The 24,101-nt window shown below is 58.3% G+C and carries 15 protein-coding genes; 4 read left to right on the forward strand and 11 right to left on the reverse strand.

The features are described 5' to 3' along the window. Positions 1-62 precede the first annotated feature (62 nt). Entirely contained in the window at positions 63-1,307 is a 1,245-nt protein-coding gene (locus L1A08_RS20430) for an NAD(P)/FAD-dependent oxidoreductase (RefSeq protein WP_238758393.1), read from the forward strand. Continuing rightward, positions 1,304-1,753, forward strand: a complete 450-nt coding sequence (locus L1A08_RS20435) for a hypothetical protein (protein ID WP_238758394.1) — start codon at positions 1,304-1,306, stop codon at positions 1,751-1,753. The genes L1A08_RS20430 and L1A08_RS20435 overlap by 4 nt, the downstream gene beginning before the upstream one ends. A gap of 43 nt (positions 1,754-1,796) precedes the next feature. Here the strand turns inward: L1A08_RS20435 and L1A08_RS20440 are convergent, their stop codons facing one another. From L1A08_RS20440 to L1A08_RS20455, 4 genes are read right to left on the reverse strand one after another with little or no spacing between them, the layout of a single operon-like run. Next, positions 1,797-2,891: a type III polyketide synthase gene (locus L1A08_RS20440; RefSeq protein ID WP_238758395.1), complete on the reverse strand. Its 1,095-nt coding sequence runs from the start codon at positions 2,889-2,891 to the stop codon at positions 1,797-1,799. Further along, positions 2,848-4,047, reverse strand: a complete 1,200-nt coding sequence (locus tag L1A08_RS20445) for an NAD(P)/FAD-dependent oxidoreductase (RefSeq protein ID WP_238758396.1) — start codon at positions 4,045-4,047, stop codon at positions 2,848-2,850. Before L1A08_RS20445 ends, L1A08_RS20440 begins: the two co-directional genes overlap by 44 nt. Further along, positions 4,044-4,754 carry a methyltransferase domain-containing protein gene (locus L1A08_RS20450; RefSeq protein WP_238758397.1) on the reverse strand — a complete coding sequence of 237 codons (711 nt, stop codon included), beginning with the start codon at positions 4,752-4,754 and terminating at the stop codon, positions 4,044-4,046. Before L1A08_RS20450 ends, L1A08_RS20445 begins: the two co-directional genes overlap by 4 nt. After that, positions 4,751-5,626 carry an SAM-dependent methyltransferase gene (locus L1A08_RS20455; RefSeq protein ID WP_238758398.1) on the reverse strand — a complete coding sequence of 292 codons (876 nt, stop codon included), beginning with the start codon at positions 5,624-5,626 and terminating at the stop codon, positions 4,751-4,753. Before L1A08_RS20455 ends, L1A08_RS20450 begins: the two co-directional genes overlap by 4 nt. A 390-nt stretch (positions 5,627-6,016) precedes the next feature. Between L1A08_RS20455 and L1A08_RS20460 the strand changes: the two genes are divergently transcribed. Together L1A08_RS20460 and L1A08_RS20465 are read left to right on the forward strand one after the other, a co-directional pair. After that, complete coding sequence (locus L1A08_RS20460) at positions 6,017-6,583, forward strand: class I SAM-dependent methyltransferase (RefSeq protein ID WP_238758399.1); 567 nt, start codon at positions 6,017-6,019, stop codon at positions 6,581-6,583. A gap of 195 nt (positions 6,584-6,778) precedes the next feature. Beyond that, complete coding sequence (locus L1A08_RS20465; RefSeq protein WP_238758400.1) at positions 6,779-8,122, forward strand: MFS transporter; 1,344 nt, start codon at positions 6,779-6,781, stop codon at positions 8,120-8,122. 139 nt (positions 8,123-8,261) lie between these two features. Here the strand turns inward: L1A08_RS20465 and L1A08_RS20470 are convergent, their stop codons facing one another. The 7 genes from L1A08_RS20470 to L1A08_RS20500 all read right to left on the reverse strand — a co-directional run bounded on the left by L1A08_RS20470 (position 8,262) and on the right by L1A08_RS20500 (position 23,815). Beyond that, the gene (locus L1A08_RS20470; RefSeq protein WP_238758401.1) at positions 8,262-9,824 is read right to left on the reverse strand and encodes a glycoside hydrolase family 88 protein; all 1,563 of its coding nucleotides are present in this window, start codon (positions 9,822-9,824) and stop codon (positions 8,262-8,264) included. Positions 9,825-9,897: 73 nt separating this feature from the next. Further along, the gene (locus L1A08_RS20475; protein ID WP_238758402.1) at positions 9,898-11,253 is read right to left on the reverse strand and encodes a sulfatase-like hydrolase/transferase; all 1,356 of its coding nucleotides are present in this window, start codon (positions 11,251-11,253) and stop codon (positions 9,898-9,900) included. A gap of 46 nt (positions 11,254-11,299) precedes the next feature. Then, complete coding sequence (locus tag L1A08_RS20480; protein ID WP_238758403.1) at positions 11,300-13,876, reverse strand: DUF1588 domain-containing protein; 2,577 nt, start codon at positions 13,874-13,876, stop codon at positions 11,300-11,302. Beyond that, positions 13,873-15,195 (reverse strand): DUF1552 domain-containing protein, encoded by a 1,323-nt coding sequence (locus L1A08_RS20485; RefSeq protein WP_238758404.1) that lies wholly within the window; start codon positions 15,193-15,195, stop codon positions 13,873-13,875. The genes L1A08_RS20480 and L1A08_RS20485 overlap by 4 nt, the downstream gene beginning before the upstream one ends. A gap of 255 nt (positions 15,196-15,450) precedes the next feature. Then, positions 15,451-19,527: a PAS domain S-box protein gene (locus tag L1A08_RS20490; RefSeq protein WP_238758405.1), complete on the reverse strand. Its 4,077-nt coding sequence runs from the start codon at positions 19,525-19,527 to the stop codon at positions 15,451-15,453. Positions 19,528-19,532: 5 nt separating this feature from the next. Next, a complete protein-coding gene (locus L1A08_RS20495) occupies positions 19,533-20,060 on the reverse strand; it encodes a methanogen output domain 1-containing protein (RefSeq protein ID WP_238758406.1) in 528 nt (175 codons plus the stop codon). 260 nt (positions 20,061-20,320) lie between these two features. Further along, positions 20,321-23,815 carry a PVC-type heme-binding CxxCH protein gene (locus L1A08_RS20500; RefSeq protein ID WP_238758407.1) on the reverse strand — a complete coding sequence of 1,165 codons (3,495 nt, stop codon included), beginning with the start codon at positions 23,813-23,815 and terminating at the stop codon, positions 20,321-20,323. Positions 23,816-24,101 lie beyond the last annotated feature (286 nt).

Raw genomic sequence — 24,101 nt, forward strand, 5'->3', positions numbered from 1 at the left:
CAGTCGGAACTCTTCGGAGTAGACGTCTTTGACGGAATCGTTCGAGTACAGGAGAGATGCGAATGGGGCATGATGTGGTCATTATTGGGGCTGGGCTCGCCGGGCTGTGCTGTGCGCGTCGTCTGCACGAGGAGGGCGTCAGTGTGTTGATTGTCGAAGCGTCTGACGGCGTCGGAGGTCGCGTACGTACCGACCTGGTCGATGGCTTTCGTCTGGATCGTGGCTTTCAGGTGTTTCTGACGAGTTATCCGGAAGCACAGCGTGTCCTTGACTACCCCTCTCTAGATCTGAAACCTTTTCTTCCAGGGGCGTCGGTTCGTTTTGGTGGCAAGTTCCACGAATTGACTGATCCGTGGCGTCGCCCTCTCGGAGCATTGAGATCAGTGTTCTCGCCGATCGGATCATTAGCGGACAAAATGCGAGTTGCCAGCGTTCGTTCCCGAGTCACGCAGGGGTCGATTGAGGATCGCTTTCATGATCCTGAGACCACGACGCTCGAATCGCTAAAGGAAGCAGGTTTCTCCAAAGAGATGATCGAGCGTTTCTTCCGTCCATTCCTGGCGGGAATCTTTCTGGATCCTACTCTCAATACATCCAGCCGGATGTTCTCCTTCATCTTTCGAATGTTTTCGCTGGGAGCCGCAACTCTCCCCGCAGCCGGCATGGAGGCGATTCCCAGGCAACTCGCTGCGGCCCTGCCGGAAGGGTGCGTGCGTTTATCTGCCCGGGTGGCGGAAGTCGAGCAGGGAAGGGTGACTCTCGACTCCGGAGAAGAGCTCGATTGCCGCACGGTTGTCGTTGCCACGGATGGGCCAGCGGCTGGTCAACTCCTTAACGAGGACCTGTCCGGTCCAGGCCAAAGCGTGACCTGCCTGTATTTTGGCACACCGCATCCACCGACCGACAAATCGATTCTGATTTTGAATGGCGAAGGGGCAGGTCCGGTGAATAACCTCTGCGTTCCGACCAACGTAGCACCTTCTTATGGTCCTGAGGGACAAAGCCTCGTATCAGCGACCGTATTGGAAGGTTCTGGGGACGAAAACAAAATTGTGGCCGATGTGCGGGAACACCTTTCCGGATGGTTCGGAAAGGTCGTGAATGACTGGCGTCATCTGAGGACTTACCGACTTCCTTACGCGTTGCCGCGCCAGTTCTCGCCGGCTCTGGCAGAACCTCAGCGTCCAGTTCGCTGGAAGCCCAATCTCTACGTCTGCGGGGACCACCGGGATAACGCCTCGATTCAAGGTGCCATGGTCTCAGGACGCCGGTCAGCCGAGGCGGTTCTGGAAGATCTGAATTCATGAACGAAGTTCTAGTCCGCATAGTCTTTCTGGTTCATGTCGCATCCACGTTCTACATGACGGGATTGATCTGGTTCGTGCAGATCGTGCATTACCCGCTCATGGGAACCGTTGGGAATTCGGTGTTTTCCACCTACGAGCACCGGCATATGACATTGACCACCTGGGTGGTCGTCCCGCCGATGCTGCTTGAACTGGCGGCAGCGTTTCTGTTGTTCTGGTACCGTCCAAACGGCATGCCGCTTTCTCTGGTCTGGGCCGGAATCTTTCTGCTCGGTGTCATCTGGTTCTCGACATTCTTCCTTCAGGTGCCCTGCCATGAAAGACTCGCGACTGGCTTTGATGCCGAAGTACATCGTCGATTGATCTCAACGAACTGGATTCGGACTTTCGCCTGGAGCCTGCGCGGAATGCTGGTGCTCTGGGTGATGTGGACGTGGGGAAAGTGAACTGAAACGCACGACGCACCTGTGAATGCAAACGCGGCAGAGACTATCTCGACTCGCCGGTGTGTTCGAACAATGCGGCTTCCGCAGTCAAGCCTGGTCCGAATCCAAGCAGGACGACAGGGCCCTGAACGTCCTGACGTATTCGGTTGAGCAGGAACAGCACCGTGGGGGAGGACATGTTTCCGTAATCTCTCAGGACGTCGTGGGAGTACTGACAGAGTTCGCGACTCAGTCCGAGAGCTTTCTCGGCCGCTTCCAGGATTCGAGGCCCTCCGGGATGGATCGCCCAGCCAGCGATGTCGTTGATCGAGTAGCCGAATCGGTCCAGCCAGGCGGCCATCCAGTCGCGAAGGTGCTGCTCGATGAGCACGGGGACACGGCTTGTAAGTTTCATTTCGAAACCATGGTCTCCGATGATCCAGGACATCTCGTCTCTGGAATTCGGAATGGCACAGGACCCGGTCCCCTGGAGTGTCCAGCCTCCGGTGTCTGGTTGCTCACACGCTCCGAGGAGAACAGCGGCTGCTCCATCGGCGAAGAGTGCGTTGCCCTTAACTCCTTCTGCATCCCAATGCATTCTGTAATGGATGCTGCAGAGTTCGACGGCTACGAGCAGAACGACCGCCCGTGGGTCTTCCGCGGTCAATGCGCGGGCGACGCGCAGACCGTTTATTGCTCCATGGCAGCCCATGAATCCGACCTGCACGCGCTGCACAGTCGATCCCAGGCCGAGCGCATCGCTCAGATACTCGGGAATTCCGGGAGATGAGAATCCGGTGCACGAGACGGTGACGAGATGGGTGATGAGTCGGGGATCGATCTGCTGCTCGGCAACCGCGTCACGAGCTGCGGCGATGGCCAGCTCGGACGCATGAGCTTCGTACATCTGCATTCTCTCGCCAGTACTCGGACCACTTTGCTCGTCGCCGCCCGAAGGAGACTGTTTCCACTCATAACCGATCTGCCATGGCAGAACTGTGTGCCGTCGCTCGACCCCCGAATGAGAAAAGAGAACACGCAGAAAGCGCTTTTGCGTGTCATCACGACAGACAAGGTCCGTTGTCATTCGCAAGGCGTCAGATTGATTGACGGACTCAGCCGGCACGGCTGTGCCGAGGCCCAGTAATTGATTTTTCATCCACAAAATTCCGATTTATACTTTTTACGATGGTGCGACCGAGTACGGGATGATTGACCGTGATTCCCATGGCCAACCGGACCAGGACCGGAACTCGCAGAAGTTGACTTAAGACGTTACACGGCCAGCGACGGATAATCTTCCGCCGCATCGTGAGATCCCATTGCCGGACGAAACGGGGATCCCAGTCCTGTGCGGCGGCTGCGGCGAACTCGACAACCGCCCGCGCCCCTCGGATCGCAGTTGCCATGCCCTCTCCCGTAAAGGGCTCGATATACCCGGCCGCATCCCCCACGATGAACAATCGCTCGTCGGCGAGAGTTTTGCGAGAGCGTGTGAGTTTGACCGTCCCCTGCCAGCTCTCTGCGGGAATATCGACGGCGAACGGAACGCCGCTCTCTGCGAGAATTTGACCACAAACATCGGCTGGTGAGTGATTCCGCAGGGCAGAGGGGGTGATCGCTGCCGCGAGGTTGATCATCGACGATTCGATCCGAGCGAGTCCGACATATCCCGAACGTCCGACCGCCATATGGATGGCCGACGTCAGCGGGAAGTCTGCTTCGATGGGAACGGTGGCCTGTAATCCGATTCGGCCATTCGGCGCCGTGCTGAAGTCGAATCCGGGTTGTCCCGTTACGGGATTGCCCGAAAGTCCCGTGGCGAGGAGAATCACGCGACCGTTAACGGGGATTGGCACGTTCCCGTCTCGACACAGCACTGTTCGCGAATCGTACTGAGAATCGCGCGGCTGGACTTGTCCCGATGTTGCCGGAAGGAAGGCCGCACCAGCCTCGACAGCCCTTTCGATCAGAGCAGCATCCAGGCGATATCGTGAGATTCCCAATCCGGTCGGCAGGTTCAATGAGAGATTTCGGCCTCGGGTCCACAGATCGAAACGAGAGTACGGCTCGCCGCCGAGCGAGTTGATCGTGTCGATAACGCCGACTGATTCCAGGTGATGAAGAGCTTCCGCGTTCAGGCAACCGCCGCAGGGTTTGCTGCGTGGAAAGGATTTCTGATCCAGCAGCAGGACACTCAGCTTCTTTCGGGCCAGTTCAATCGCCGCGACGCTGCCCGCCAAACCGCTCCCGACGATGATGACATCCCAGCATTTCTCGGCGGCCACGTTTACAGTGGTCGTTGCGGCAATCACGATGTCCTCCAGGTCAGCAGGAACCGTTCGGGCCAGCAGAGTTGGAGGGAGTGGTCTTTCAAACCGGCTTGAAGCGCAAGATCCCGCGCCTCTTCCGGCGTGAAGGCGGCCCTCACGGAAAGGGGACCATCAACGTGGCAGATGCGAGATCGCGTCAGCAAACGGATCCCGACATAAGTCATCGCGTAGCTCCGCCAGGTTCGCTTTAAATCGCTGACGAGAACCATCTGCCTCGCCGCCTGCCGCATATTGGTGAGAAGGCGAACCGCGTCTTCTTCACTGAGATGATGCAGAAACAGCGTGGAGTAAATCACATCGTAGTCGTCGGGCAGAGGCTGCGCGAGGACGTCCTGTTCGAAGAAGCGCACTCGCACTCCAGCAGACTCGGCTGCCTGGCTGGCATGTGCAATGGCGGTCGAACTGAAATCGCAACCGCTCACTTCAACGTTCGCGCCAGACCGGCTGGCGAGTCTGGCCAGCGAGAGTGCCGTATCCCCACCACCGCAGGCGACATCGAGGACCCGCAGCGGCTCGGCTGCCTTGCGCGGCAACTTTCTGATGCGATTCCAGAGCATGGGAGCGGTGCGGCTGATTGTGTTGACCCGCGCCAGACCATTCAGGGCCTGGGCGTGCAGACGGGCGTCGAGACCCGGCTGATCCATCAGTTCCGGTTCCCGCTGTCTGTGGCGAAGGGCACGGCCAATCATGTCTGCTCCTCGCAGTCGGGAGCAGCTAGAGCTTTACTCATGGTGAATAGACCGTATTGCATGGCTCCAGTCTGATACGCCGTTAGGATGCGGAATAACGTCAGAGCGAAGATGCGATTCGACGTTGAGCGGTCGAGCAAAACGGCTCGATACCGGCCCTGCGTGCAAACCTTCCATGCGAGCCGGCGGGCACAGATTCTCCAGGTTTTGCGCACGTTCCGGCCGATCTCAACCTCCCGATCGAGTTGCAGCCCGGCTTCAGAAATCATTGAAGCGACTTCCGGCGAGGTTGCCATGCCGGGAAGTCGGCCTTCCTCGCAGATCGGGCGCAGCAGGTATTCGGTGGAGAAGCGGCCGGCATCGGGAGCCGCCAGCCAGACAGCCATCGCCGCTCGTCCGCCCGGCTTCAGCACCCGGGCAACTTCCTGAAAGAAGCGTGGTTTGTCTTCGATGTGACTGAGGCATTCAATCGAGATCAGGGCATCGAACGACCCATCCGAGAAATCATTCTCCAGCCAGTTGCAGAGCATGTAGTTGACCGAATCCAGGTCCTGCGAGGCCTGGACAGCGTACTGATGCTGGCTGGAGGAGACTGTCACCCCAGTTACCCTCACGCCAAATTCTCTGGCGAGAAGCCGTGACGTTCCGCCGTATCCGCAACCCACATCACATACCGTGTTGCCGGGCCGCAGGCTCAGTTCGTTGGCCAGTTCCCGTGTCAGACCTTCGACGGCCGCGGCCGGACTTTCCCGGCGTGTCTTCCAGTATCCGTGATGCAGATGTTCGCCCCAGACATCCCGGTAGAACGAATCAAGCTCATCGTAATGCCGTGCCACACCAGCCGCATCCGCTACTCGGTGAGGAACAATCATTGACCACTCTGTTGTAAAGGGAAGGCGGGACAACCACCAATGGTTGTGCGCTGGAGAGAAAGTTGATTACTTCTTTTTCATTATATCTTAGGGCCTGCGAATGAAACACCAGTCCCTGTGCCCTCCCGTTCGACGAAATGGAGCGAATCACAGTGATCGGCTGCAAGTGAATTTTCTCTCATTGCACTTCGGTTGAGTCCGTTCGCTCTGGCATTGTTGCTATTCTGTGATGCGAGCCTCTGCCGTGACTTCGCACGGTCCTCCATTCCGGAGGACGACAGTCTTTCGAAGGAGCTCACGAACGGAGAGAATCACATCGATCAGCTGCCTTGCCCACTCTGTCGGAATTTGAATTCAGTTCCCTTTTTTCGCGATGGGAAACGGGAGTTCTTGCGTTGTGAGTCGTGTGGTCTGGTATTCGTTCCCGAGCGGTTCTTTCTCACTTCCGATGCCGAGAAGGAGCAGTACGATTTTCACGAGAACCATCCGGCCGATCTCAACTACCGAGCCTTTCTGAGCCGACTTTTCGATCCTCTGATCGAAAGGGTTCCCCCAGGCGCCTGCGGGCTGGACTTTGGCAGCGGGCCCGGACCGACGCTTTCGGTGATGCTCGCCGAGTCGGGGCGGCCTACGGAGGTTTACGACCCGTTCTATGCCCCCAATCCATATGTCTGGAATCAGACATATGAGTTCATTACCACCACCGAGGTGCTTGAACATTTGCATCGCCCGGCCGAGGAATTGAAGCGACTTTGGAGCGTGCTTAAGCCGGGCGGGTGGATGGGAATCATGACCCGGCGACTGCCTCCTCTCGATCAGTTCGCCAACTGGCACTACAAGAATGATCCGACGCACGTGGTTTTCTTCGCCAGCGAGTCCTTCGAGTTTCTGGCGAGCCAGTGGAATGCGGAACTCCAACTGATCGGAGGCGATGTCACCCTGCTGCGAAAGCCTTGAATCAGCGATCGACGAGTGGTTTTGCGGATCAACTCTCGACAGATCGATGTTTTGAGGTTGATCTCTTGGCGGCAGATGTCTTAAATGCAGGCAGGCATTCGATCGTAACGTGCTTCCAGAAAAGAACTTACGCATGCACATGTCTTGATCTCTCGCTCGCCCGCCTCCTTCCTTCCCCACGAAGTCTGCCCCCCTATGTCCACAACTTCAATGACCGGCAATCTGGCCAGGAACCCGACGGAATCCTTACCGGCCCAATCGCGGAAGTTTTACTATGGCTGGGTCATGTTGCCGCTGGCGATGCTTGCTCTGGCAGCTAGCGCCCCCGGTCAGACTTATGGCGTGATGATCTTCAACGAGGACATTCGCACCAGCCTCGGGCTTTCTTACAGTCAGTTGGCTTTAGCCTACACGCTGGGGACTATCATTGGCTGTCTGCCGATCACATTGTTCGGCACGGCGATGGATCGTTTCGGTCTCCGTCGCACAATGCTTGTCATGGTGGGGCTCTTCAGTCTCGCCTGTGGTTTGATGTCGCTGGTTGGAAACTGGCTGATGCTGCTCCTCGGCTTCACGTTTCTGAGAATGCTCGGCCCCGGGGCCCTGGCGTTTCTCAGCGGCAATACGCTTTCCTTCTGGTTCGACCGGAAGCTGGGCACGGTCGACGGCGTGCGTTCAACAGGGACCGCTCTGTCGATGATGATCGCTCCGCCGTTCGGTCTTCTTCTGCTGCATCAGTTCGGCTGGCAGAATGCGTATCTGTGCCTGGGAGCAATCATTGCGTTCGGACTGATGCCGTTATTCTGGCTGCTGTTCCGCAACAGCCCGGCGGAGTTCGGAAGGGGACTGGATGGGGTCGAAGCCATCCCGCCGACGTCCTCCGCCGACGGGCAGATTGAAGACCTGCTCTCCGCGAACGACTTTACGCTCGCTGAGGCAATGCGGACGCCCGCGTTCTGGATCTTCGGAGGCGGCAAGGCGCTGTATGCACTCATCCAGACGGCGCTCTTTTTCAGCCTGGTTCCCATCCTCAGTGAACGCGGCTTTGGTGCGGGCGAGGCCGCCACGTTGACGACTGTTTTCGGGACCACGCTTATCTTCATGCAACTGATCGGCGGTGCGCTGGCTGATCACTTCTCGCCGAGAATTCTACTGAGTGCGGGGCTGCTGTTCTTCTCGAGCGGACTGGCTCTCGTCTCTTATGCTTCGTCCGGAGGGATGATCATTCTGGCCGGTGTGATCTTTGGCTGCGGACAGGGAACCTTCTTTGGAGCGATTCAACCGGTGTGGGCCCGCTACTACGGCCGCGCGCATCTGGGGAAAATCCGGGGATTCCTGATGACGCTGATGGTCGGATCTTCGGCCCTGGGCCCGCTCTTCGCTGGAGCCACGTTCGACATGTTCGGACGATTCTCAGTCGCCATGAACGTCTTCACGCTCGCTCCGCTCCCGCTCGCCGTACTCTGTTTACTGGCACCCCGACCCCAAAAGTCGACATGCAGCCGTCCCGTGGAACAGATCGCCTCGGCCCCTGCGTGAATCGCCCATAAGCTCTCGGGTCCGATCGACGAACAACAGCCGTTAGTCTAATGGCTCCCACGACAGATCCGTATGTGCTTGTCTCTTCAAAAGAGAGGCGACCGGTCCCGCATGGAAAGCCTGCTCGGCAGTGGCAAGCTTAATCCTGAGCAGGGTGCTCGCGGTCCCGGAAGCCCTGCTCTGTGGCGAGCATCAGAGCCATTGCTCCGCCGCGGTCGTCTTTGCCGAGGATCGCCGTGCGATGAAAGTACGCTTCAAGGTCCTTTTGTTTACCGGTGCCGGTGCAGACGTCAGTCAGATCAAGACCGTTCGTATCGATGCGTCGCTTGATGGCCGCCCAACCCCGTGCCGCTGGTTCGCCATAAATCTCTTCGTCGAGAATCCCGAGTCGCATTCCGCGAAGCATTGCGAAGGTGAGCATGCAAGTGCAGCTGAACTCGGGGTAGCTCTCAGGATGATCGATCACCTGATGCCACATTCCCGTCGCATCCTGATACGGCAGTAGAGCCGCCAGGTGGTGCTGGAAGTCGTCAACCAGCTCCGCGTGCCCGGGCCAGGTGGAAGGCATCTCGCTGAGGACCAGCGCGAGTCCCAACGCCGGAAACCCGTTGCCTCGGCCCCAGGCCGCTTGATCGAGTGGCGAATGGCGATAGATGCCGTCTGTACGCAGACAGAGTTTCTGGATTGCGCGAACATGATTCAGGCAAGCCTGAAAGTAGTTGGGGTCACCCGTCAGGCGTCCGGCGGCAGCAAGTAGGGGAGGATCCATGAAGACTGAATCGCTCATCTCACTGTGATTCGGAACAACATCGACCGGCTCACCCGTCTTTCGGTCGATTCCAATTGAAGCGACGTTCTGCACAATCTTCCTGGCACGAGCTTCGCCGTCACGGTCAAAGGCGTCGACGAAGACGAGGTACCCGGCCACGGTCGAGGCACCGGGCACCTTGCCTGAGTTCGTTGTGTGGTCCTGCTCCAGCCAGGGCGTGATGACCGCATTTGCCTCAGCATTCCACTTCTGATTCCCTGTAAGCTCTCCCAGCCGCTGACGTCCGATGACGGCGAGTGATGGAATGTAAGCGATGCTGTCCAGTCGCCGACCGTAATGAGCCGCCAGCGCGGTGGCGACTTCGATTGGCGTGCGATCGGCCCGTTTCCGACGTTCAGTCGCCGCGTTGTCAGGATGCCTCGCAGCGAGATTTCCAGACTGGAGGAGCGCCTCGAGATGCTCTGGAGAGGCGACAACAGTGGAGGGAATCGTACCCATCTTCGCGACGGCGTTGGTTTCGAGCGCCTTCTTCAAATCATGGCCGTCGTCTCCGACAATAAGGACATGATCAAACCCCTGGGAGCCAAGCCATCGCCAGAAATAGAGGCCGGCGATGTCGCCGTCGTTGTAGGCTGTTCCTCGCGGAGGAAACGTTCTCTTGGTGAGTAACAGGTCAATTGCGGAAAGCTCCAGTGCTTCCGGGAGATCGTCGACCGATATCGTCCTGATCCAGGCACCCGCGTTGACAACGAGCACCCGCACGGCGGCGTCGTTTCCGTTCGGGGAGACCGTCGCTTTAAGGGGCTGCCCGTGGTTATCGCGACCAATAGGAACCTCTAGCCACTGAGCGATGACGGTCCGGGGAACGGCACTGTTACTGATGAAGAACGCCAACGCAAACAGAGCGAAGCCCAGTCTCAGGTTTCCGTGCATGGAGTCAACTCGCGATACTGTAACCAGATGAATATGAGCTCAGGATGAGACAACACAAGGTGCGGAGCTGCTGCTACTCGTCGCGATTGGCGAGTTCCAGTTCTTTGAATGCTGCTCTCAGTTCCCTCCTCGCCGCTTGAGAAGCTGTCGTGTCGTCGTTCTTTTTGATCGGGCGTTGTTCCTGAAGGTCAGACCGCATGTGGAACAGGCGGCCGTCGTTGTACAGTTTCCAGTCGCCGGTGCGGACCCAGCGGAGCCCGCTGCTGGTGCCGTCCGGTTCCGTGCCGCCCGGCTTGGGCAGAACAGCTTCCTCGGCGTAGGCCCATTCACGAGACGATTGTCCTGTGCCGAGAAGGCGGGGCGCGAAGCTGATGCCGTCGATCTTCCGGTCTTCAGGCAGCCTGGAACCGGTCAACTCGGCGAAGGTTGGCAGGTAATCGCTCATGTCCACGAGATCATCAACGACCTGTCCGCCCCGGATTTTCCCCGGCCAGTTCGCGATCAGCGGCACGTTAGTGCCGTCGTCCGTCAGCTTTTTCTTGCCACCGGGAACAAGCAGGCCGTTCTGCTCGGAGACAACCGATTCGCGGATCAGCTCTTTGCCCTCAGCCCGGATGATAATTTCGGGGGGCGTTCCGTTGTCAGCCGTGAAGATGATCAGCGTGTTCTTTCGCAGATCGAGTGCTTCGAGAGCCGCCACGAGCCGACCGACGTTGCGGTCCATTTCGGCGACCATCTCCGGATAATTGTCGTAGCGGTCGAAAGGCCCGTGCGGAACGGGGGGATCAAGATCGTCGGTCACCTCATGGCAGACGGCCATGGAATAGTAAGCGAGAAAGGGACGGTCCCGGTTCGATTTCATGAACTCGATCAGTCCACGCACATAGAGGTCGGGGCCGTAGTGACCGAGAGTATCCTCGCGGACGGCTCCATCGCGGTAGATCATCGGCTCGTAATAGCGGGGACCTTCGTGCCAGCCAAACAGGTCGGAATGTTCAAAGCCCATTCGCTGAGGATGCTGCGGATCGTCCCGCAATAGACAGAGCTGCCATTTGCCGGCGATGTACGTCGCGTAGCCGCTCTCAGTCAGCAGGTTCGACCAGGTGAATGGCTCTTCGGCTTTCGGGAAATCTCCCCAGGTCACCTGTCCGTGTCGAAACGGGTACTTGCCGGTCATGAGCGTCAGCCGTGTCGGATGACAGACCGGCATGCTGAATCCATGGCGGAACTTCATGCCCGTCCGGGCGAGTTCATCGAGATGGGGCGTGGAGTAGGATTGCCCGCCGTAGCAGCCGAGAACTTCCTGACCGACGTCATCGGCCAGAATGAACAGGATGTTCGGCCGATCGTCGGCAGACCACGCGGGGGCTGCGGTCGAGAGTACCGAGAACAAAGCGCATACGGACAGAATCAGTCTTACAACCATCATCGAGCCTTTGGCTGAGATTGAACGCGGAGTCAGAACGAAAGTTGGCTTATTCGTCCCGGGTGCGATAGAGAAACGCATCGGACGTGAGTAGCGAGACGAGCAGGGCATTCATGCTGCCGCCGTTCTCCTTGTAGGCACGATAGGCATCCTGAAGAACGGGGGCATCGTTGAGTGTTTCGTTGCGACCCATCCAGAACCGGAATGCGTGGCGGACGAAGACCTGCTCAGCCCGTTCGCTTTCGGCCAGCTTCTGGATCAATTCAATCGCATTCCCGACTTTGCCATCGAGTGCAGGATCGCCGGAGTCGATAATCTCGCCCGTCGTGTCGACCGGTTTGTCGAGTTCGACCTCCCGGTAGAGGCCCGCGTGATTGAACATCTCAAACGGCAGCCCGAGCGGGTCCATTTTCTTGTGGCAGGTCCAGCAGTAGGTCTCACGCGTGACTCTCATCCGCTCGCGGAGCGTATTCTGCGGCTCGTCCGGCAGCATGGCGTCGACAGTAATTGGGACGTCCGGAATGCCTCCGCCGATCAGGCGTTCCTGAACCCAGCGACCACGGCGGATGGCGTGATTGTCCATCGCGTCGGAGTGAGATACGAGCCAGCTCGGCTGGGTGAGAATGCCGAGACGCTGATCTTTCGGCACGGTCGCGAGGATTCGTTCCGGCTTCATGGATCCGTTCCCGAAGCTGCGACGACTCACGCGGGCGTAAATCTCGGGACCGGACAGCGCGACCTCGGTCACCTTGTGATTGGGGGCGTTGCGGCGGTTCGCTTTGTCGCCTTCAAGCTTTTTCTGAGCGGCGGCCAGCGCTCTCTTCTTCTCGGCCAGCTCTTTCTTCTTGTTTCGAGCCTCGTCGGGATTGGCTTCGAGGAACTCTTCCAGCTCGGTGAGGGCTTTCCGGGCAGCTTCAAGTTCAGCGGTCGCCTGCCTTTTGGCTTCGGCTTCAGCCTGTTTCTCAGCCGCCACTGAAGCTTGAATCTCGGCGGCTGAATTCCGTTTGCCGTAGTAAACATTGTCGGCTTTGGTCGCCACAACCATCTTCGTGGTCAGCAGACGCTTGAGCATATCTTCGTCGTCGGCGAGGATCATCTCGATCAGCCGGTCCGTGCTCGCCGTGGCGTCGAACATGGCCTGATAGTGAGCCGTGCCACGGTTGTTCACACCAGTGTCGGCCAACGCACGCGAGTCCTTGCAGATGTAACCTCCACGATCGTAATCGAAGTAGTCCCGGAAGAATTGCAGAATCCGTGGCTTGCGGAGGCTTTCATCGGCGAGCATGCGCTCGACCTCGCGTTTGACGTCTTCGCGAGTTCGCATGCGGCCTTCGATAATCGCCTTTCGAAGCGAATCATCCGGCTGGATGTATCGCAGGGCATGGTTGACTGCGAGTCCGAGTTCCCAATCCTGCAGCATGACGCGGCCGTGCTCATCGGTGGGGCCCTGCTGGACGAGCTCCGGGCGGAACAGAGCGTCGCGATCCAGGAAGATCGGAGTGAGCCCGAGCACTGCGCCGTCTTTGGTGCCGAGCGTTTTGATCGACTGCTTCAGGATCGCCAGGTAGTCCTCCGATTCCCTGTCACTCGGCGGACGAAATGTGAGCGCTTCGAACAGGAAGTTGACCGCATCCCGCATTTCGGCTTCGCTGATATCGTCGTCTTTCAACAGCTCGTAAACCGGCGTAAGAGGACGCACGGTTTTGGTGCTGTAGACGAGACTGGTGGGCAGGCCGCGGATGTCCCCTTCCATGAATTCACGGGCGGCGTTGACATCGTCGGTAATCTGGTGCGGCTTCGCGATACTGAGAGGACCATCGGCCATGTAGCGGATGATGTCCTCAGCGACGCTCATGATCTGCGTCGCTTCGGCACTGTTAACGGTATAGAAGGTCGGATAGTTCTCCAGGCCGTGATCGCGAGCGGTGGAGAGGACCGCGGGAACGCTTTTGACGGCCGTTGCGTAGGCAACCGTTCCGCCTTGCCAATAGATGATTCGATCGGTTCCAAAGTAGAGCTTGAGTTCGCCGCCATGGTTGGTCGGGACGGCATCACCATGCGTTCGGAGACCGGGCTTCTCCGGATCGAATTCGGGTTCCGTATTGATCAACTCATTCAGTCGGGTGATGTGTTCCTGCGGCGTGACTCGCCAGAGCCGGGCAGGGGACGAAGTCGGCTTCAGGCGGATGCCTTCCGGGAGCGAACCGAACAGCAGTTCGTGATCGACGAAATTCCCCTTGTCGGGATCGTCGGGCGCACGGAAACCGCCCTGGGCCTGCATTTCATGATCGAGCTCGCTGGCGATCCAGGCAGAGAACTGCAGTCGTTCCACGGTCTCAGGCTGGTCCATCTCTTGCGGCGGCATCTCCTTGAGAGTGACCTGTGCCCAGACCGATTCCCAGATGCCGGCGTTGACTTCATCGACCGGACCGAGATCGTGCAGCGAGAGGTTGCCCTCCGGTTCAATCTCGCCGTGGCAATCGATGCAGTGCGAGTTCAGGAAGGGACGGGCAAAGCCATCGAAGTCCTTCTCGACGGGCTCACCGGGAGTGAAGGATTCCGCACTCGCGATCGACGAGAGCAGGCTCCATGAGATTGCGATCGCGGCGAGTCCAACCCGGTTCATGCCAGCAGTTCCTTGATCGGTCCAGCGCTGTTATCGAACTTCTGCGCCAGCTTCTCGTTCATGTTGAAACGTTCGCAATCTTGCCCCGCAGCCTGAAGGATCGTTGCGTAAAGGGCGTTGATGGGGCGTTTGCCGTCGAGCTGAGTAAAGCAGCCGGTTTTGAACGCACCATCGAAATTGCCCAGCAGCATGACCGGCCAGTTGGCTCCGTTTGTGTGCTGCTTGTCGGCGTTGTTGCTGGTGTAGACGATGAGAGTATGATCCATCATCGTTCCGCTGCCTTCCGGAACGGCATCGAGTGCTTCGATCATGCGGACGAGCATGCGGCTGTTGTACTGCCGGATCTTGATCCAGATGGGATTGCCCGGCTGATCCATGTGGCCGAGATTATGGCCCTGCTGTTCGACGCCGAGTCCTTTCCACGCCCCAAAAATCTCGCCCCGGCCTGACCCGATGGTCAGCGTGTTGGTAATCCCCGAGGTTAGTGACGAAATACCGAGATCGAGCAGTACGTCGTGCCAGTCCGTCTCGAATTCCGGATTCGTGTATCGGCCGTCGACTTCGGGGGCGAACTTCCGCAAATGATCGGACACGGTTTCGAGGCGGTCTCTGAGGCCGTTGACATCTCTGAAGCCCTGCACGTACTGGCCGTAGCGCTGCTGATCGGAGACGGGAAGTGACCGTCCATCCGCCGCAGCGAGTTGTTCAATCTGATTGAAGACGTTGGACCGGGCTTCGTGGCGGAGACGGATGTCGCCGGAAGAAATGCCGCCGTAGAGCATCTGATAGAGATGATTCGGATTCGAGTGCATGAAGATCGGCTGACCGGCGCCACTGGCCGACAGCGTCGCGATAGTTGGCTTGGTCTTCATGTTCTCGATGGAGTCCATGCCGATACACAGATGGGGCAGCATGGTCTCGGGCAGGATCTTGCTCAGCTCGTAATCGACGGTCGCCGCACTCGGCGGCACGCCATCGCTGCCTCGATAACCACCCAGGGCACCAAAGAAGGCACTGTGAGATGGGCTCGTATGCAAACCGTGCAGCCCGTTGATGATATGCAGTCGGTCCTTGTATGGCTCGAGCGGGCTGATCGGCTCGGGGAGCTTAGCCTTCGCAAGCGAACCGCTTCGCTTCATGCCTTCCGGAATGCAGGTTTGCGGATCGAATCCCTGATTCTGCATGAAGAAAATAACGCGTTTCGGCGTGGTCGTGAGGCCCGGCGAGGCCCAAAGCTGCTGCGCGGGGAGAAGGGACGCCCCAAACGCGGCGCCGACGCCGGTCGCCATTCCTTGCAGCATCTTTCTGCGATTCAGCATGTTCGGCCTTTCATTTACGGCAGAGCGGGTGGGTCTGTCAGCGAAGCGTCAGCCCGGACACTTCGACCGCAACAGGAATTGAATGTGGACACATCAAGCGGGTGGGGCGTACGGAGAGCATGACGAGCGGGCCGAGAATCAATTTTAACATCTGCAAGTCTTGATGCAAGACCGTTCAGGCGTCGGGGAAGCTCTTCGAACCCCAAAGTCCGTTAATGGTATCGGCCAGTTTGTTTCTCGAAATTGCCGGACGTCTCAGTGAGTCGATGACCCCTTCGGGGTGCTGCGGCGATCACTCATGGTCCCGAAGACTTTTTCCAGGTCCGATTGTTCCGCAGGTTTAACAAGATGGAGATCGAAGCCGGCTTCCCGGGTTCGTCGTTTGTCCTCGTCCTGGCCCCAGCCGGTCAGAGCGACCAGCGTCAGGTCCGTTCCCCAAGGCTGCTGGCGAAGGTGGCGAGCCGCCTCGTAACCGTCCATCCGAGGCATCCCGAGATCCATCAGAACGACTTCGGGGCGAAACTCCATTGTCGTGGCGACGGCTTCGTGTCCGTCGGCTGCGTAGCGGACCTCATGGCCCAGAGCTTCAACAATGAGGCCGAGCATATCTGCCGCAGACTTGTTGTCGTCGACGATCAGGACGCGAAAGCTGCCGTTATTCTGACTGACGGCCGGGGGCTGATGTGTGATCTGGACCGGTTCCCGGAGCACGGGGAGTTGAACGCGGAAGGTGCTTCCGCGATTCTCGCCGTCGCTTTCCACGGTGATCTCACCGCCGTGCATCTCGACCAGGGATTTCACGAGCGTCAACCCGATGCCGAGTCCGGCATAGGACTTCTCCGCGCAATGTTCGATCTGGGTGAACATTTCGAAGACGCTCGTCTGCATTTCCGCAGGAATTCCGATACCGTTGTCGGTCACTGAGATGGAGACTTGTTCATCGACCGGAACGACCTCAAGTGAGATCTTTCCGCCGTTGGGAGTGTATTTGGCGGCGTTGTTGAGCAGGTTGGAGACAACCTGTGCGAGACGATGCGGGTCCGCGTGCAAATAAATTGATTCCTCGGGGATCGCCACCGTGAACTCATGACCGGCTTCGACGATAAACGGTTCTGAGGCTTCCCGGGCGCTTTGCAGGACATCGGCCAGGCAAACCTGACTTTTCCTGAGCTCGAGTTTCCCGCGCGTAATCCGCGAAACGTCGAGCAGATCATCGACGAGGATGATCAACTGCTGAGTCTGACGCTCCATGGTCTGCCGGATCTCTTCCAGGGTCTCGGGATCGTCCTGGCACAGTTTCATCACTTCCAGCCCCGTGCGAATAGGGGCGAGGGGATTTCGCAACTCGTGAGCAAGTGTGGCCAGAAACTCGTCTTTTCGACGATCGGCGACTCGGAGTGCTTCTTCGTCCCGTCTTCGTTCAACGGCGATGGCGGCTGTGCGGGCCAGCACCTCCATCAGATTCAGCTGGTCCATTGTCGGGTGCCCAGGAGCAGGCGAATAGACCGCGAAAGTTCCCAGCACGTCGTTTGTCGAGGAAAAGATCGGAGTCGACCAGCAGGCCCGCAAGTTGTGGCTAAGGGCCAGATCGCGATAGTTCTTCCATAACGGATCCGTTTCAATATCGGAGACGATCACGGGTTCTTTGAGAAAAGCGGCTGTGCCACAGGACCCGTTCCCATGTTGGATGGGGCAACCATCGACGGCCGCGGAGTACTCCGCCGGCGCCCGAAGTCCAGCCGTGGAGCGAAGACACTGCCCGGATTCGTCGACCAGAAGAATGGTGGCGATGAACCGTTGATCGCTTTGACTTTCGATGATCTCGCAAAGTGCGTCGAGGACATCGGTTAGGGGAGCACCGCGAACGAGGAGTTCCAGAGCCCGTTTCTGGGCATCCAGCACAGCTTCATTCCGCTTTCGTTGACTGACATCTCGAAAGTAAACGGAGATACCATCTGCGGCCGGATAGGCGTGGACTTCGTACCAGCGGTCGTGATCGGGGTAATAAGAGGTGACCGAGAGCGTTTTCAGCTCTCGGGCGGCCTTTCGATAGACCTTCTCGAATTCGCTCCCCGCCAGCCCGGGATATTTGTCCCACATCACGTGCCCGAGTAAGTCCAGGCACTTGTTCTTCAGAAGTTTTTCAGCATGTGGATTGACGTAGGTGAATCGCCAGTTCTGGTCGACGGCGAAGAACGCGTCCGAAATGCTCTCCAGCACATTGCGGGTTTTCTGTTCCTCCTCCCGCAGTCGTGCCTCGGCTCGGTTTCGATCGGTCACATCTCTGGTAAAGCAGCGAGTATGAAGGAACTGTCCATCCTTCCATCTCACGCTGGAGTCGATCAGGACTTCTTTCAACGAGCCATCTTTGCAGACGAGCCGCGACGGGTATTCGCGGAGTTGTTCGCCGGCCGACAGTCGCTCAAGAATGTCGGCAATGACTTCCTCGTCCGCGTGAAAGTCGCTAATGGGCCGTCCGACGTATTCTTCCCGGCTGTAACCGAGCAGGTCCAACTCGGCCTGATTGGCTTCGATAATCGTGCCATCCCCCGCGACCCAGTGCAGCCCGACGGTGGCCTTCTGAAAGAAATCTGTCAGTTCTTCCAGACTGTCCCGCAGTCGCTCTTCGGCCGCCTTTCGTTCGATGAACTGGCCGAGATGACTGGCGACGTTCTCGGTCATCTCGAGCAGATCGGCGTCCGGCTCTTTGATGCCCGTATTGAAGAACTCGATAACACCCAGAGTCTGGTCGCCAACGCCGACTGGACAGGCAAATGCACTGCGGAGACCTTCTGAGATCGCGGCGGGGGCCCGGGGAAACTTGGGATGTTGCGTCACATCCAGAATCCAGTGCGGACGGCGTTCGGCCCAGACACGCCCGGGAAGGCCTTCTCCATAGGGGAAACTCCGTTGCCGACTTGCCGATTCAAAGGCCGTCGATGCGGTCCCGGTATGGTTATAACAGTCCCGGAAAATCAGCGACTCGCCCCGGTCGTCTATCGCCCAGAAGACACCAATCTGCCAGTCCAGCGTACGACAAAGCGCCTGGAGAACGCCCTGAACACCTTGTTGGACCGATGTTGCATTCGTGAGTACCTGTGTCCCCGCGTGACGGGCATTACGATACCGCTCATTTCGCTTTCGTTCGGTGATGTCTCGGATATACGCAGTGTAAAGTGACGAGCCATCCATGGGAACGTGCGTGAGCGTGATCTCCGCGGGAAACTCGCTTCCATCGGATCGGCGGACGAACAGGTCCAGCCTCGCTCCCGCGGCAAGTCCGTCGTCCGTGCTTAGAAAGCTCGTCAATTCCTGACTGTGTTCTGCACGATGTTGGCTGGGAAGAATCAGGTCGGCCAGATCGCGACCGATCACGTTGGCACAGCGATAGCCCAGCAATTCCTCCGCAGCCGGATTGAACTCGACGATACGGCCGGCTTCCTCGAACGTAATAATGCCGTCCAAAGCCGTCTCGAACATCGCCCGCTGGCGGGCTTCACTCTGCTCAAGCTTCCGCTCGGAAGCTCTACGAGCGGTGACATCGTGAAAGACCAGAATTGCCCCAACGACCTCGCCGGCCCGAGAGAAAATCGGGGCGGCACTGTCATCGATCGGTCGCTCGTTGCCGTTCCGGTCGATCAGCAAGGTATGGTTCGCGAGGCCGACGATCGTGCCGACCTTCAGCGATTTGAGGGCGGGATTAGGGACCTCTTGACGGGTTGATTCATTGATGATGTGGAACACAGTTTCGAGTGGGACGCCGCTGGCCGATTCTGTGGTCCAGCCGGTCAGTTCTTCCGCGACCTTGTTCATGAGCGTCACGCGACCATCCACGTCGGTCACAATCACGCCATCGCCGATGCTGGTCAGAGTGACGTGAAGGTATTCATTCCGCTCCTGCAGTTCCTTTTCCAGGCCAATACGACGCTCGATTTCCCCATTCAGTTCGGCAATCTTCTCATTAACCAATCGGTAATGGCGGACCGAAGCCTGTCGCGGAGTGAGCTTGAGCAGCAGTGTTGTCGCGCCCCCTTCCGACTCGTGATTGGCAAGCATCCCGTCGCAGCGGAAGTGGACCTCTCCGTCGGAGCCCTGGAGACTCAGCGAGCTGAACACCGGCTGGCGGCTGCGAGAACAGAGACGCAGAAAGTCGCGCAAGGCATCGGGAGACGTCGAGGTCAGATCGAACAGGCTCCTTCCCTCGAAATGGGGAGGTTCGAACCCCAACTGGAGGACTCCGGCGTTGACAGCGAGAATCTGGCCGTCACGAGCCACCAGGAGGACCGCTTCAGAAAGCAGTGCTGACCACGTACGAAACTGTTCAGGAGACATCAACATCAGCCTCGGAAATACTCACGACCTTCAGCGGCTTTGGCAGCTTCGGACGGTTTGAGGTGCACAACCACCCGGCATCCGGCATCACCTCTCGCGATCGCTTCTTCGATCACGACTTTGGAGTATCCCAGGTTCTCAGCTGCGATGACACCAAAAACGTTCGAGGTCATCATGCACAGGGAAGGGCGGTCGAGGACCTTTTCGCCGAACGGACAGGCCCGATTACCGAGCACAATCTTCTCGTCAGTCTGTTCGATGATGTAAAAGTCACCCTGGATCCGCCGCTTGAGGTCGACGAGGACTTCAGCGACCTGTTCTCGCGTTAGATGATCGACCTGCAACCCGGAGAGATACTGCTCGTTAATCTGCTCCCCCATCCGCTGGCCGACGATGCTGATGAAGCCCGAAGCTTCCTGCAGTCCGACAATCTCCTGCAGGGAACCGGAAAGCTCCCTGAGCAAAGTCCGAACGAAGTTGTCCCGCTCAAGAGCGATCGGCAGTTCATGCATCGAGGGAGCAGTTTCATCCATGCCCGTTCTTTCCTGGTCAGCGCTGGAGGGTGGCGATGAGGCAATTTCTCTCAAAGTCAGCCCCGTTATACCATAACTTTTGTGACCGCCGGGGGCATTTTGAAGAAAACCTGAGGCGAATCGTACCAAAAACACGGACTGAGACAGGGGTGCCCCTGTTCATTGGCGCGGCGACGGACGCAGCAGCCACCCAACGTGCAGGCAAAAAAAAGACGGCGCTGCTGAACAGCGCCGTCTTGAGACAACTCGAACCGACCGGATTATCGTTTCCGGACTTCGATCACGTATTTCATCAGGTCGTTGAACTCTTCACGATCCTTGAGAGTTCTCGTGAGGTTCGCGGGCATCAGCGACGTACGAGAATCGACGACGTCTTCGATGTCATCCTGTTTGATGACGATGGGTGATGGCTGGGCCAGGTTTCTCATGACCAGTTCGTCATCATTCTCGGAAACACGAATCCCGGTGACGATTTTCCCGTCGATCGTGACAACGGTGACCTGCGCGAAGTCCTTATCGATCCGCTTGGAAGGGCGCAGGACCGAATCAATCACTTCAACGGGTTGCAGAACGCTCGTCAGTTTTGCCAGTTCCGGACCGATGCGCGGAGCACCGGGAGCGGGATCGTGACAGGAGGCACACGCGGCTGCCGATTTATAGAAGAGTGTCTTACCGCGATCCGCGTTGCCGCTCTCCATGGCGATCTTGGCCAGTTCCGCCGGATCGATGCCGAGGAGTTCGTTCTCCAGTTCGATATTGGAAAGCTCTTCTTCGTGAATTCCAATGTCTGCCAGAACGAGTTCCGCTTCCAGCGGATGCTCGGCGAGCAGTTCATCCGGATTCCAGAAGATGGAACGCTCGGCGGTCTCTGCTCGCACCCGGGAGACTTTCTCCGGGGCGATCGTGGAAGCCGCGTTCCCCCAGGTGTTCCGGACGAACGTCAGCACCGCGGCCATTTCCTCATCGTTGAGCAAATTCTTGAACGCGGTCATCGGTGGGACGCCGCGGGCAGGATCATACGTCTTGCCATGCACGGTCAGTTTGCCCCACATCCCGTGGAGAGCCATCTTGATCAGCCGTTCTTCACTCCCGTTGACCCAGGCACTGCTGACCAGAGACGGATAGGTAATTCCGTTCCCCTTGCCATGCGCCAGGTGACAGGTCGCACAGTGAGCTTCCCGCTGATAGACAGCCGCTCCCAGTTCGTAAACTTTCTGATCTTCCGGGCTGAGGTGCTTGGGAGGATCGTACTTCACGAACTCGATTTCCGCCGGAGCCACGAAGCCACTGGCTCCCTTGGCGTCGACGTTGTACCAGAAGTGCTCGACCGTTTTGGCAGCGACAACTGCATGCTGCACACTCGAGTTGAGCAGCTTCTTGAGCAGCTCGTCATTCTTGACGTTGAACTGCTGGTGAACCCAGAGTGCTTCGAGCAGATGGTGAGCTTCGGTTTCATCGTTTGGATCGAGCCCGACCATCCATTTCTTCGTGGCGGCGATGACCTTCTTCGGATCATGCGAGCTCAGCTCGACACGCGTGCGATGACGGATACCGTTGACGGGATGCTTCAGGTTATCCAGCAGATCAGCGATCGGCTGTCCCTCGATCTCGACCGGCTTCTGCAGCGGGCGATCCTTGACAGTAAGCCGGAAGATACGGCCGTGCTGATGGTCGCGATTAGGGTCGCGGATGTTGTGCTGCATATGCCCGATGATGACGTTGCACCAGTCGGAGACGTACAGGGCTCCGTCGGAACCAACGATCGCATCGGTCGGGCGGAAGTTGCGGTCGGTGCTGTTGAGCAGTTCCATTCCGGGCGTTCCCCAGACTTCGCCAAACTTGCGATCCTTGCCGTCGCCATCGCGATCGAGATCGTATTGCTTGACGCCGAGGAAGCCGATCGTGTTGCAGATCAGGAAGTCCTGCTGCATGTCTTCGGGGAAGTGATTCGACGAAAGGATTTCATCGGCTGCGACCGGGCGGAATTCCTTGGTCAGCAGCTCGTGCATTTTGAATCCCTTGCCTTCCGGCCGGACCTGATAAGAGCGTCCGCCGGTCCCGTCGTTGGCGTAGCAGTAACCCCAGTAGTCGAAACTGGTGCCGTGCGGGTTGGGAGAGTTGCCCGCGTGCGGAGTGATCACGAACGTGCGGGGATCAAAGCGATACATTCCAGAATCGCCGATGTTCAGGTTCTGCCGCCAGGGGGTCTCGTGGTTATGCACGAGGAAAATCCCACTCTGCCAGTAGATGCCGCCGTCCGGTCCATAGATCAGGTTGTTGGCCGCGTGGTGGGTGTCGGAAGTTCCGAGTCCCTGCAGCAGGATCGAGCGGGTATCGGCTTTGTCGTCGCCATCGGTGTCCTGCAGGAACAGGAGATCCGGACCAGAGGTGACAACAACGCCATCGTTCCAGAATTCGAATCCGAGCGGGTTGTGAACGTGAGCGAAGATCGTCTTCTTATCGGCGACGCCGTCGTTGTCGGTGTCCTCCAGGATCATCAGCGAGTCGTTCATTTCCTTCAGCGGTTCCCATTTGGGATAGGTGTTCCAGCAGGCCACCCAGAGGCGCCCCTTGCTGTCGACCTGCATCTGAACCGGGTTGGCCATCTCGGGGAAAATCTGCTCGGAGGCGAAGACGTTGAGTTCAAAGCCTTCGGGCACGGTGATCTGAGCGAGACTTTCTTCAGGACTCAGATACTCCGTCGTGCCTTCCTTATCCTTGCTGGAACTCTTGCTGCCCCCGCCCACATTGGAAATAACCTTTACGGGAGGCGGAACGTTGCTGTCGTCGGCTTCGAGAGTGCGACCCTCGGTAGCCGCCCAAATCACGGGATCGCGGTTGGCGGTCATGACGTCGAGCATGGTCAACTCGTGCTTGAGGACGTCGGCGTTGCTCTGGTTGTTGACGAAGGTCAGCGTCGACCGGCTTCCCCAGACGTCGTTCCCGTCGGTGGCCCGGTAGCGGTTGTGCCAGTGCCAGTTCTTGTCCTGCACAGCGGCGTAAACCTCGGTGAGGCTTTCGGCGGGAGCGGCGGGTTTCTTCAGCAGGGCTTTGGAGATAATCTCCGCCAGCTCACGATAACCCTCGGCGTTCAGATGAATCCCGTTGAGCGTGAACTGTTCCGGGCTGGAGGCGAACAGCTGAAACGTCGGTGAATACAGGTCGACAAATGTGGCGTCGGCGTCAGCCGCGGCCCGGCGCGTCGCCTGGGTGTAAGCCGCAAGGTTTGCATTCAGTTGAACGCCATCGGGCAGATTCGGGTTGCCCGTGTTCTCGTAGGCAATGGGACTAAACAGGACGAAGCGGGCATCGACGTCATCGTCTTTGCGGAGGGCGCGATACTTCTCAACGAGTTTGACCAGTTCCGCCTGATAGGCATCCGCTCCCTCGGCTCCGGCAAACGATTCGTTGTAGCCGTACATGATGAAGACAACGGTCGGGGCGACGTGCTGGAGATATTCCTCGTCGTTTGTGAAACCCTTGTTACGCGGACGCTGATTGACCATGTCGCCGGAAAAGCTCATGTTCCGGAAACGGACATTCATGTCTTTCAGGTTGCTTTGCAGAACCGTCTCGACCCACGGACTGTGCTGCATGCGGTCGGCGAGACCGTTGCCGTAAATAGCAACGACATCGTTCTTCTGAAACTTGAAAGGTTCGGCGGAATAGCTGGTCTGAGCGACAAGCAATGTCGGCAACAGGAACAACAACCCCTGGACGTATTGGATAATTACGGATTTTGATCTGGCTGTCATGGACGCGGATGAGCCTTGAGCTGGATAGAGTTGAGACAAACAGCGGAAAGAGCCGGTGGGCTCTGCTGAGAGCAGGGACGCGACGCATGAACGGTCCCGAATGTGTTGAGATTATGCCGGGCGGTCCCCTGTAATCAAGTCCAAGGGCCCGAGACTCCTCTGGAGCATCGCGTAATGGAGGCCGAATTCGAGGCGCGGGCCTGAGACCCGGCTCGCCAGAAACTGTTCAGAATCGGTTATCGGATTGTGAAAAGTCGGCGATCCCCGTAAGCTGAATGCCCCACCA

Source organism: Rubinisphaera margarita (assembly GCF_022267515.1).
Taxonomy (GTDB): Bacteria; Planctomycetota; Planctomycetia; order Planctomycetales; family Planctomycetaceae; genus Rubinisphaera; species Rubinisphaera margarita.